The sequence below is a fragment of the Aquidulcibacter sp. genome (assembly GCF_044346625.1).
GTDB lineage: Bacteria > Pseudomonadota > Alphaproteobacteria > Caulobacterales > Aquidulcibacteraceae > Aquidulcibacter.
This window is the reverse complement of the sequence record NZ_JBIIYV010000081.1, coordinates 1-11,375: the sequence shown is the minus strand read 5'-3', so window position 1 is coordinate 11,375 and position 11,375 is coordinate 1. Positions and strand designations below refer to the sequence as shown.

12 protein-coding genes are annotated in these 11,375 nt (G+C 55.1%); 4 read left to right on the top strand and 8 right to left on the bottom strand.

The annotated features are described in order from the left end of the window. The coding region (locus ACIQ20_RS14325) for a ribonucleotide-diphosphate reductase subunit beta (protein ID WP_395781441.1) at positions 1–556 on the bottom strand (556 nt) is incomplete at its 3' end. A gap of 126 nt (positions 557–682) precedes the next feature. Continuing rightward, positions 683–1,183 (bottom strand): GNAT family N-acetyltransferase, encoded by a 501-nt coding sequence (locus ACIQ20_RS14320; RefSeq protein WP_395781439.1) that lies wholly within the window; start codon positions 1,181–1,183, stop codon positions 683–685. Between ACIQ20_RS14320 and ACIQ20_RS14315 the strand changes: the two genes are divergently transcribed. Beyond that, positions 1,171–1,923: a hypothetical protein gene (locus ACIQ20_RS14315; RefSeq protein ID WP_395781437.1), complete on the top strand. Its 753-nt coding sequence runs from the start codon at positions 1,171–1,173 to the stop codon at positions 1,921–1,923. The two genes, ACIQ20_RS14320 and ACIQ20_RS14315, sit on opposite strands and share 13 nt — an antisense overlap. Positions 1,924–1,960: 37 nt before the next feature. Here ACIQ20_RS14315 and ACIQ20_RS14310 read toward each other — a convergent pair whose 3' ends face one another. Further along, positions 1,961–3,862 (bottom strand): ribonucleoside-diphosphate reductase subunit alpha, encoded by a 1,902-nt coding sequence (locus tag ACIQ20_RS14310; protein WP_395781435.1) that lies wholly within the window; start codon positions 3,860–3,862, stop codon positions 1,961–1,963. 349 nt (positions 3,863–4,211) lie between these two features. Continuing rightward, the gene (locus tag ACIQ20_RS14305) at positions 4,212–5,441 is read right to left on the bottom strand and encodes a serine hydrolase domain-containing protein (RefSeq protein ID WP_395781433.1); all 1,230 of its coding nucleotides are present in this window, start codon (positions 5,439–5,441) and stop codon (positions 4,212–4,214) included. A gap of 88 nt (positions 5,442–5,529) precedes the next feature. Between ACIQ20_RS14305 and ACIQ20_RS14300 the strand changes: the two genes are divergently transcribed. Genes ACIQ20_RS14300 through udk form a run of 3 tightly spaced genes read left to right on the top strand, consistent with a single transcriptional unit; the run spans position 5,530 to position 6,916 of the window. Further along, positions 5,530–5,886 carry a hypothetical protein gene (locus ACIQ20_RS14300; protein WP_395781431.1) on the top strand — a complete coding sequence of 119 codons (357 nt, stop codon included), beginning with the start codon at positions 5,530–5,532 and terminating at the stop codon, positions 5,884–5,886. Between the two features lie 47 nt (positions 5,887–5,933). After that, positions 5,934–6,254 carry a heavy metal-binding domain-containing protein gene (locus ACIQ20_RS14295; protein WP_395781429.1) on the top strand — a complete coding sequence of 107 codons (321 nt, stop codon included), beginning with the start codon at positions 5,934–5,936 and terminating at the stop codon, positions 6,252–6,254. Between the two features lie 5 nt (positions 6,255–6,259). Further along, positions 6,260–6,916 carry a uridine kinase gene (udk, locus tag ACIQ20_RS14290; RefSeq protein WP_395781427.1) on the top strand — a complete coding sequence of 219 codons (657 nt, stop codon included), beginning with the start codon at positions 6,260–6,262 and terminating at the stop codon, positions 6,914–6,916. On the opposite strand, the gene ACIQ20_RS14285 is transcribed toward udk, so the two are convergent. The 4 genes from ACIQ20_RS14285 to ACIQ20_RS14270 all read right to left on the bottom strand — a co-directional run. Beyond that, the gene (locus ACIQ20_RS14285; protein WP_395781425.1) at positions 6,902–8,461 is read right to left on the bottom strand and encodes a hypothetical protein; all 1,560 of its coding nucleotides are present in this window, start codon (positions 8,459–8,461) and stop codon (positions 6,902–6,904) included. The two genes, udk and ACIQ20_RS14285, sit on opposite strands and share 15 nt — an antisense overlap. A gap of 73 nt (positions 8,462–8,534) precedes the next feature. Further along, positions 8,535–9,941: an NAD(P)(+) transhydrogenase (Re/Si-specific) subunit beta gene (locus ACIQ20_RS14280; RefSeq protein WP_395781423.1), complete on the bottom strand. Its 1,407-nt coding sequence runs from the start codon at positions 9,939–9,941 to the stop codon at positions 8,535–8,537. A gap of 1 nt (position 9,942) precedes the next feature. Further along, entirely contained in the window at positions 9,943–10,284 is a 342-nt protein-coding gene (locus tag ACIQ20_RS14275; protein ID WP_395781421.1) for an NAD(P) transhydrogenase subunit alpha, read from the bottom strand. Between the two features lie 9 nt (positions 10,285–10,293). After that, a partial coding sequence (locus tag ACIQ20_RS14270; protein ID WP_395781419.1) for a Re/Si-specific NAD(P)(+) transhydrogenase subunit alpha occupies positions 10,294–11,375 on the bottom strand: 1,082 nt, incomplete at its 5' end.

Below are 11,375 nucleotides of genomic sequence, written 5' to 3'. Positions count from 1 at the left end.
TGTTGAAGCGCGGGAAGTTCATCAGCATGGCAAAAGACGCAAACAGCTGGAGGCCTTCGGTGAAGCCACCAAACATCGCCAAGGTGCGCAACACGTCTTCTTCGGTGTCGACCCCAAAGTCCTGCATATAGGTATGCTTGTCGCGCATCGCCTCATATTCCATGAAGGCCGAGAATTCGGAATCGGGCATGCCGATTGTCTCAAGCAGAAGCGCATAAGCGGCGATGTGCACGGTCTCGATGTTGGAGAAAGCCGACAGCATCATTTTGACTTCGGTCGGCTTAAAGACGCGGGCGTAACGCTCCATATAATTGTCGTTCACTTCCACATCGGATTGGGTGAAGAAGCGGAAAATCTGGGTCAGCAAATTGCGCTCATTATCGTTCAGACGGGTCGCCCAGTCTTTACAATCTTCGCCCAATGGCACTTCTTCAGGCAACCAGTGAACTTGCTGCTGGCGCTTCCAGAAATCATAGGCCCAAGGATAACGGAATGGCTTGTAACTATGAGATGGTGTTACCAGCCCGACGCCCGTACCATTATCGCCAAATGCCATTGATTGCCCCTATATCGTGTGTGTTTCATGCAGTACGCCCCTATATATAGATCGGAGCTTGGTTAAGGCTAGCTTAACAACATCGCGGAAACACGAAACAATGATTCCCCGTTTCTGGCGACTTGTTCACAGACTTTTCTGCAAAATCACCACATCAAGGTAACGGCCAAATTTGTGTCCCACATCGCGGAGAACGCCGACATCCTCAAACCCCATCGCTCGATGCAGACCGATGGAAGCGAGATTGCCGCTGTCGCCAATGACAGCCAGCATTTGGGTATAGCCGGTCTCGGTACAGCGCGCGATCAATTCAGCCAAAAGCGCTCGACCGACGCCGTAACCAGTCGCTTCTGGTGCCAGGTAAATGGAGTCTTCCACCGTGCAGTCATAGGCTGGCCGCTCCCGGAACGGCCCGGCATAGGCATAGCCAATAGCATGTCCCTCGTCGTTACAGGCCACCAGCCAAGGGCTGCCCCGTTTTGCAATTTTTGTCATGCGACTTTGGATTTCAGCTAAGTCCGGCGGCTCCAGTTCAAAAGTCCCGGTGCCGGTTTTGACATGGTGAGCATAGATTGCTTGAATAGAGGCTGCATCCTCTAACGTGGCAGGTCGAATTGAATAGCGCATTACAAGAGACTGCCACAAACAAGCCCGCAGGCGCAATCACGGCGCGACCTGGCAAACTCATTCTATTGACACTCCTAGCCTGCTTGGCTTGGGTTCTCTTGAATCTTGGCCTTGTGGTGGCGGCTTGGATGCGGTCTTACTACGCCCCGATTGAGCCTGTGCCTCAGGCCGCGTCAGTCGATCTTCGGTCAGACAAAACGGTACCTGGGCGCTCGATAACAATCATTGCCACAAAGCCCACCCCGTCGAAGGGCGATTTTATTGGCCATTTATGGCTAGAATGGCCGGAGACACCGCCGTTAGCAAAGCCTGGCACACGTGAAGCTGGCTATTATGCCAATGACCAGATCCAAGCCATCAAGGCGATGGCTGCCGCACTCATTCTGCCATGGGGCACGGTGACGGGGCAAGATTTTGTGCCGGGCCTGATGAAAGCCGATGATGGCTGGTGGCGGCATTTACAGGTGCATGTTCGTGTCGATGAAGCACGCTATCAAGCAGCCTTAGCAGTCGATCGTCGTTGGCGCACAGAGAATCGCTATCGCCTACGGCCCAGCATGATCGGGCCACACAATGGTAAAACCTTTGCCTGTCAGGACTATGTGTTTGATGTTGCCGCCACTTTGGGTCTCGACACCGCCAAACGCAGCTGGACCGAGTTTCCGATGGGGTCGTTCTTGCGGTTTGCCCGGATCAACAAGATCGCGATTGCCGGACAAGCAAACGGGCCCACCCGTTAAGGACAGACCCGCTATAGTGACCTGTAGGGCTAGTCGCCTATTGGCAGGCCAAGCACTCTTCATAATCAGTAGGCGCGCTGCTTTCCATATCCACAACGTCCTCGCCCTTATTGGCTGAGCCCGCGATTTGAGCGCGCTGTATGGACTTGGAGCGGCAGTAATAGAGGCTCTTGATACCCTTTTCCCAAGCCGACCAATGCAGCATGTGCAAGTCCCACTTATCGACATCGCCCGGAATAAAGACGTTGAGGCTTTGGCCCTGGCAGATATAGGGCGTGCGGTCAGCTGCCAGTTCAATCACCCAGCGCTGATCTAGTTCAAAAGCGGTCTTGTAGACCGACTTCTCCAGCTCGTTCAGACATTCAAGGTGCTGGACCGAACCTTCATTCTCTAGGATCGAGGTCCAAGTCGCATCATTATTGAGGCCCTTGGTGTCCAATAGCTTTTCAAGGTACGGATTCTTGACCGAGAACGAGCCCGAAAGGGTCTTATGGGTGTAGATATTGGCTGGGATTGGCTCAATGCCAGCGCTGGTGCCACCGCAAATGATCGAGATCGAAGCGGTTGGGGCAATCGCCAGCTTATGGGTAAAGCGGGCCATCACCCCTTGTTCGGCCGCGTCTGGGCAAGGTCCACGCTCTTGCGCCAGCTTCACCGAAGCCGCGTCTGCTGCTTGGCGGACTTGTTTGAAGATCCGCATGTTCCAGCTTTTCGCCATAGCGCTTTCAAACGGAACACCCTGGGCTTGCAAGAAGGAGTGCAAGCCCATGATGCCCAAACCGACCGACCGCTCGCGGAAGGCCGAATAGGTTGCGCGCTCCATCTCATCGGGTGCGCGCTGGATGAAGTCTTCCAACACATTGTCGAGGAAACGGAAGATGTCCTCGATGAAGTTTGGATCGTCTTTCCACTCCATATAGGTCTCGGCATTGAGCGAGGAGAGACAGCAGACGGCTGTGCGGTCTTTGCCCAAATGATCTTTGCCGGTGTGCAACATGATTTCGCTGCACAGGTTTGATTGACGGACCTTGAAGCCCAGCTTGCGCTGGTGGGCTGGCATGGCTTTGTTGACGGTGTCGACGAACAGTAAATAAGGCTCGCCGGTTTGCAGGCGCAGATCCAAGATTTTCTGCCAGATTTTGCGCGCCTTAACCGTGCGCACCACTTCATTGGTCTTGGGGCTAATCAGGTCGAAGTCACCATCGCTGCGCACGGCTTCCATGAAGTCGTCGGTGATGTTGATGCCATGATGCAGGTTCAAGCTCTTGCGGTTGAAATCGCCCGAAGGCTTGCGGATTTCAAGGAACTCTTCGATCTCAGGATGGTGCACGTCGAGATAAACAGCCGCCGAGCCGCGACGCAGCGAACCTTGCGAAATCGCCAAGGTCAAGGAATCCATCACGCGAATGAAAGGGATAATGCCGCTGGTGTGGCCATTGGCCCCGATCTTTTCACCGATGGAACGCACGCCGCCCCAATAGGTACCGATGCCACCGCCGTTTGACGCGAGCCAAACATTTTCGTTCCAAGACTGCACGATGCCATCGAGGCTGTCGTCCACCGAATTCAAGAAGCACGAGATGGGCAAGCCACGCTCTGCCCCGCCGTTGGAAAGGACTGGCGTTGCGGGCATGAACCACAATCTGGAGATATAATCATAGAGGCGCTGGGCGTGGGCGATATCGTCAGCATAAGCGGTCGCGACGCGGGCAAACATATCCTGATAGCTTTCGCCTTGCAGCAAATAACGATCTTCCAAGGTGGTCTTGCCGAAATCGGTCAATAGCGCATCACGCGACCGGTCGACTTTGACGCTTTCTACGATCCGAAGCTGAACGGCCTTAGGCTTGCCACGATGGACTGCACGGCGCGCCAGTGCCGGTGCTGCGCTGGCGACAGCTTCAATGGCATTAGCGGTAGCTGCATCATTCCCGTTCATTCTTCCTGCTCCCAAATCGTTACACGGCCCGTCAGCCGTCCAGAACACCCGATTCCCCAACCTTTGAACAGCCCCTAATGTGGCGGTGCACACAAGTTCGTTCGCGCGACCCACATGTTTGCGCAGATTGGGATGATTCGGCGTTCTGCCTAGAAGTTGCGCCCGCCCCCTGAGCAAGACACCATATATAGTGGATGCGGCTTAGTGCGGCGGTCAATGGGGTATTTCACGCAAAATGTATTTTTCAGTTAAGGAGAGATTAACGCAGCCAGACAGCCGCTAGGGATTCTTCATGAAGATGAAGAGGATTTTCGTAATTCTAGTCGCTTTATTGGGGTGTCAGCGGCCCTTAGGGCCGGGTGACAGCGGGAAAGGCATCCACAATTGGTTGCAGCCACGCATCCAATGTATCCCAGCCTGATTCGTCGGTCATCAGGCCCAAACGGACAATCACCAAATCCTTGGAGGGAATCACCCCAATCCACTGACCCTGGAAGCCATGTGCCTCAAACGAATCATAGGGGCCATTCTTCAAGGTGCCCTGCTTATTAGGCAGGCTCAGCCACCAATGCGCGCCATAGGATGTGGCTCCCTCCGCGGTGGTTGGCGTCCGCAAGAAATCGACATAGCCCTCTGGCAAAATGCGTTTGCCGTCCCAAACCCCGTCCCGCAGATGGAGAAGGCCATAGCGGGCCCAGTCTTGCGCGGTCGCATGCATTAAGGAGGATGCATAGAAATTGCCGGCCAGATCAAATTCTGCGGCTACATTATTCATGCCAATGGGTCGGAACAGCCGATCATACATGAAATTACGGTAGCCCTCGGCCCCGGTTGGATCCTTCAAGTTCCGCGGTGACACCGCACGGGCGACCGCAGCTGAAATCAAATTCGTGGTGCCAGAGGAATAGCGCCACTTCTCACCTGGCTTATACTCTGTCGGGCGATCGGCCACATAAGCCACGATGTTCTCACGACCCGGGCCAAACAACATTTTAGCCGCATCGTTAGAGACGGGATCGGCATAGCCATCTTCCCGCCAGCGCAGCCCGTCACTCATATGCAGGGCCTGACGGATGGTGATGTCGCGACGGGGATCGCCATCATCCCACAAAGGGTCATTCAAGGGTTGATCGAGTTTGAGCTTGCCATCCAGCATGGCGATGCCGACAAGGCTAGCGGTCACGCTTTTGGCCATGGACCAAGAAACCAGCTTCGATTTCTCATCAAAACCGGTTAAATAACGTTCGGCGACAACCCGTCCGCCTTGAACAATGATAACGGCCCGCGTCTGACCCATTGGGGAGTCTGAGTTGTTAAACGCTTGGTCAAACTGGGTCTTGATCACCCGTGCTGCCGCTTCAGGCGCTTGCCCCCTCGGCCAAGCTTCAGTTGGAAAAGGCACGCCCTTTGGCTGGGGCGGCAGAGGCACCAAAGGGCCCTTGGCATAGGCTGCCATTTGCGCCTTCTGGCCGTCTTGAGCAACCACATAAGTACCCAAGCCAGCGGCGACAGCCGCGCAAACGGCAAGGCCAATCCAGATTGGACGGGAAAGGGTCGGAAAGTTTCTGCTGGGACGCATGGCGCGGCGCATCATAAGCCTCTAGATGAATTGGACAGACCGGATTAGGCTGGTCTCTAACGACTCTCTTTATAAGGTTCTATGGCCTGTGCGCAAACTGCCTTCTTTTTCCACGATCATTGGCATCGTCCTTGTTGCCATATTCGTCATCGTGCTGGCGGTTGGCTATCAAGCCCGCAAGTACGGCGAGATCGGTGCCGGCTTTATCGCCCGACAAATGTGTAGCTGCCTTTATGTCCAAAACCGTGACGAGAAAGCATGCCGCATCGAAATTGGCTCTCAGATTGATGGCGCACAAATTGTTTATATGGACGAGCGGGTGATCGTGAATTTTTCCGGCCTCAACCAAGCCGAAGCGCGTCTTAAGCCCGGCTATGGCTGTAATGTGCAAGAATTTGTCGGCACCATGCCTGCTGCGGTGTTGAAAGACCCTGAAAGCAACTAGGTTCGCCGAAGCGGTTTAGTCGAAATAGACAATCGAGGGAGAGTCAGATGATCGTAACCACGACTGATTTTGTAGAAGGCCGGAAAGTTACCCATTATCTGGGCGTCGTCGCAGGCGAGGCCGTAATTGGGGCCAATGTATTTCGCGATTTGTTTGCCGGTATTCGCGACGTCATCGGTGGTCGCAGTGGTGCTTACGAGAAGACCCTACGCGAAGCACGCCAAGTCGCGATTGATGAATTGATGCTTGAGGCGCAAGCTTTGGGCGCTGACGCTGTTGTCGGGGTGTCGATCGACTTTGAAGGCGGCGTCCATCAGGGAACGATGATGATGGTGGCAGCCAGCGGCACCGCCGTCCGCCTTGGATGAAGGGCGTGACATCCTCCCCCTATCTGGTCGCGATTAGCGGCGGTTCCGGCTCAGGCAAAACAACAACGGCTGCGCAATTGGTCGGGCTATTGCGGCCATTGAAAGCGCAGATTGTCTCGCAAGACGACTATTATAAGGACAGTCGCTCTTTGCCGGGATTTGATCCCGCCACCTATGACTTTGACACGCCAGATGCGCGCGATCACCTATTGCTGGAGCAGCATCTCAAGGCGATTAAAGCAGGAGAGGCCGTGGATGTACCCATTTATGATTTTACTATCCACGGCAGGCGTGAAGCTACCCACCAACTACCTGCCTGCGACGTGGTGATCTTGGAGGGCACGCACACCTTATGTGACAGTGCCATTTATAATTTGTGCGATCTGAAGGTCTTTGTAGATACGCCCTCTGATATCCGGTTGCTGCGGCGTCTCTTGCGCGACATTCACGAGCGTGGGCGGACCCCTGAAACAGTTGCCGCACAATATCTGTCTTCCGTTCGCCCCGCTTATGAACGCTGGACAGGGCCCAGCCGGATGAATGCAGACTTGATCGTCTCAGGCGGCACCGGGGTACAAGGCGCCCAATCTGAAACCGCTTTTGGGGCCGCGGCCCAGATTGCAGCAGCTATCCGTAAAGCCTTGGGTTTACCGGCTCTTTGATGGGCAATTCGCCCCTTGGCCAATAGGTTTCATCTGGCGCCAAACTTGGAAGTCGTCCAAGCGTGACTCAAGGCGATAATGATCCGCCATCCAACGATCAGCCGTAGGGTCCTCGCGTAGAAATGCCATGCCTTCGGTCTGGATTGACTTCTGGCCCTTGAATTTTTCCTTTTGAGAAATCAGAATCGTGGGTGCGAAGCATTGAATATCTTCTAAATACTCGCGACGGACACGGGCCAGTTGTGCCTTGGCTGCATCTGCGGTCTTTTGGTTCTGTCCTTGGACCATGAGGCCCGGGACCATCCACATCGAATAATGGCGGGCACCAAAGCTGCGCCCTTGCTGCGCCAAAACAAGAAAGCTGTTCTGCGGCACGGTCGATAGGATCATAATGCGGTTTGAGGGCGGCTCGGCGCGGATCAAGTGAAGCAAATTCCCAGAAACCGGTGTCGCGCCTTCTTTAAGGACAGTTTGCAGAGGACTGATGATCATTGAGAAAAAGAAGCCGACGAGTCCAAGCCGGACTAACCACTTATCTATTGCCGCCATCGGTGCCTCTCGACCAAGCCAAAGGACCAAGATTAAGATACTCACCCCTTTCAGCGCGATGTAGTGGTAGAAAAACCCCTTCATCTGGCCAATGATGATTATTAAAAAGAGAAAGCATAGCCCAAATAGACCCAGAATGATCGGCCTTCTATCCCTCAATCGTATCATAAGGACCAAAGGAACCAACAGAAACTGGGCTGGCCCGATGACCATAAGGATCGCGTACCATGCCGGCTTCCCAGTCCAAGCATTAAACGCATCGTAGGACAGGGCAGCCACTGGCACGATCTCTGCCAAAAAATCCTGCGCAAAGAAAAACACCAATAGCGCATATCCGATCGCCAATCCTCCCAAAACAAGGGTTTCTGGCCGAAACGGGCGCCACTTTTTGCCCAAGCGCAGCGCAAGGACAAGTTCGACGGCAAGGGGGATGAGAACAAAATAGTGCTTTAGCGCAAAGCCATAAGCGCTAAAGCACGCGATGCTGACGGCCAGCCCGAGTGATACGGGCAATTGTGCATCACGCCGTAGCGCCAAAACCAGCCACAAGACACTTGCAATCAAGACCGATTGTTCACGTTGGCCGACATCGGCAACCGCCACCCACAGGATAGCGACCAAAAACCCCACCAAAGCAAAGCCGCGCTCTGATTTGGATAGAATACCGTCAATACCTTTGGCAAACATCCATAATGCGATAAGGCAGCTCAAATGTGCCAGCGACATGGCAACAATATGTGCCCCGGCACCAAATACATTGCCAATCCACACGCTGGGAATAGCGGCCCAGAACCAAAGCGGAGGATTGAGGTCGATGACGTCTCGGTAAAGTGTTTTGCCCTCGAGTATCCCGCCCGCAATAAAGTATCGCCAAGCAATATCTGCTGCAGGCGACAGAGCCACCGCAGAAATCAAGCTGGCAAGCCAGACAAACGCCAGGCACCCCCCAAGAACAACTGGCTTAGCGAGGTAATCTGAAAGCTTCTGCGGTGTCATCGGGGGTCTCAAATGCGCTCAGACGAGCCTAGAAACCCCTGTTAGTAAAGTGATCAGTTTAATAATTCACTGATCACAAGAACTTCACGATCGCTTCGGTCATCTTCTTGGCGTCGGCGAACAACATCATGGTGTTGTCTCGGAAGAACAGTTCGTTCTCAACGCCCGCATAGCCTGAGCCCATGCCGCGCTTAATGAACAAAACCGTCTTAGCCTTTTCGACGTCCAAGATCGGCATACCAAAGATCGGGCTTTGCGGATCGGTCTTGGCGGACGGATTGGTGACGTCATTGGCACCGATGATATAGGCAACATCGGCCTGACCAAATTCCGAGTTGATGTCTTCGAGTTCAAAGACTTCATCATAAGGCACTTGGGCTTCTGCCAATAGCACGTTCATATGGCCCGGCATCCGGCCTGCGACTGGATGGATGGCATATTTGACCTCCACCCCCTCAGCCTTCAATTTATCAGCCATTTCTTTAAGGGCGTGCTGGGCTTGAGCCACAGCCATGCCATAGCCTGGCACGATGATCACACGCTCGGCATTCTTCATGATGAAGGCTGCATCTTCGGCACTTCCCTGCTTAACGGGACGCGTCTCGACCTTACCACCGGCAACGGCTGCACCATCGGCCGCACCAAAGCCGCCCAAGATCACCGAAATGAAGCTACGGTTCATGCCCTTACACATAATGTAAGACAGGATCGCCCCAGACGAGCCGACCAGAGCCCCCGTGATGATCAGCGCATTATTCTCCAGCGTGAAGCCCAAAGCTGCCGCTGCCCAACCAGAGTAAGAGTTGAGCATGGAGACCACGACCGGCATATCCGCGCCGCCGATGGGGATAATCAAAGTCACACCCAATAGGAAGGACAAGCCCACCAGTGCCCAGAAGGCCCATAGTGCTGCGCCTTGGGTTGCGATCAATACCCCGATCAGGGCGATAATGCCGACAAGGATCAGAATGTTGAGCAAATGGCGGGCTGGCAGAATGATTGGCGCGCCGCTCATGTTGCCGTTTAGCTTCGCAAACGCGATCAACGACCCCGTAAAGGTGATCGAGCCAATCGCAATGCCGAGGCCCATTTCGACCAAGGAAGCGGTTTTAATGCCGCCGCCTTCAGCCGCAATGTTGAACGCTTCCGGGCTATACATGGCTGCGCCCGCAATCAGAACAGCGGCAAGACCAACGAGCGAGTGAAAGGCTGCCACCAATTGGGGCATGCTGGTCATAGCAATCTTGCGCGCAAGCACCGCGCCCACACCGCCACCAATGGCGGTTGCTGCCAGGATCAGGCCAATGGTTGTGACGTCAAGCTTGACCGCCAAGAGTGTTGTGACGACCGAAATCGCCATGCCGACCATGCCGTAGGTATTGCCTTGACGACTGGTTTCAGGGCTGGAGAGACCGCGCAGGGCCAGAATGAACAAGACGCCTGAGACGAGATAGAGAAGGGCTGCAATCGATGGGGTCATCTTAGTGGCCGCCCTTTCCAGGAGCCGACCGCTCCTTCTTCTTATACATCGCCAACATCCGCTGGGTCACAAGGAACCCGCCAAAGATGTTAACGGCGGCCAATGCGACAGCGAGCGCGCCCATGCCACGCGACACCCAAGTCGCGCTATCAGCCCCGCCATCTGGCAGCGTCGCTGCGGCCGCGATCAAAGCGCCGACGACGACGACTGAAGAAATGGCGTTGGTAACGGCCATCAGAGGCGTATGCAGGGCGGGAGTCACGCTCCACACCACGTAATAGCCAACAAAAATCGCCAACACGAAAATGGCGAGGCGGAAAACGGTGGGATCAACGGCTTCCATGTTCAATCCTCATGCTGCTGTCAGGGAGGGGTGCACGACCACGCCATCGCGGGTGAGCAGCATGCCCTGAATGATATCGTCGTCAAAATGGGGGGCAAACGCCTTGGTTTCGGCATCCGTCAAGAGCGGTAACAGGTTGAGCAAATTCTTCGCATAAAGCGCGCTAGAATCCGCCGCCAATCGACCGGGCAGATTGGCAAAGCCGGCAATGGTCACACCATTTTCGGTGACAACCAATTCATCGGCTTTGGAAAGCGGGCAATTACCGCCTTGTTCCACCGCCAAATCAACAATCACGCTGCCAGGCTTCATGGCGGCAACCATTTCCGGCGTCACCAAAACCGGGGCCGGACGGCCGGGGATCAGGGCCGTTGTGATAACGACGTCTTGTTTTGCAATATGTTCGCCGACAAGGATTGCCTGCTTGGCCTGATATTCCGCACTCATGGGCTTGGCATAGCCAGCCGCGGTTTCGGCGGCCTTGAACTCTTCATCCTCGACCGCGATAAACTTGGCACCGAGTGAGGCGACCTGTTCCTTGGCGGCAGGCCGCACGTCGGTTGAGGTCACAATAGCGCCAAGGCGACGCGCCGTCGCGATCGCCTGAAGGCCGGCAACGCCTGCGCCCATCACGAAGCATTTTGCTGCAGCGACAGTTCCAGCCGCCGTCATCATCATCGGGAAACCACGGCCATAAAGCGCCGCACCCTCGATCACGGCGCGATAACCTGCCAAGTTCGCCTGAGACGACAAAGCATCCATCGCTTGGGCCCGGGTGATGCGGGGGGTGAACTCCATCGACAAAGCGACCACGCCAGCTTTGGCGGCGGCTTCAATCAGCGCCTTGTCGCTATGCGGGCTCCAGAAAGCCACCACGCCAGCGCCTTTGGGCACCAACTTCAACTCAGCGGCACTGGGACGGCGGACTTTCAACAGAAGGTCCACACCTTTCAGTGTCGCCTTGGCATCTGCCGCGATTTCAGCGCCTGCCTCAACGAACAGGCGGTCAGGCGAGGATGCGTGATCACCGGCACCGGTTTCGATAATTATTTGATGGCCCGCTGCAGTGAGTTTCTTAATCGTTTCTGGCG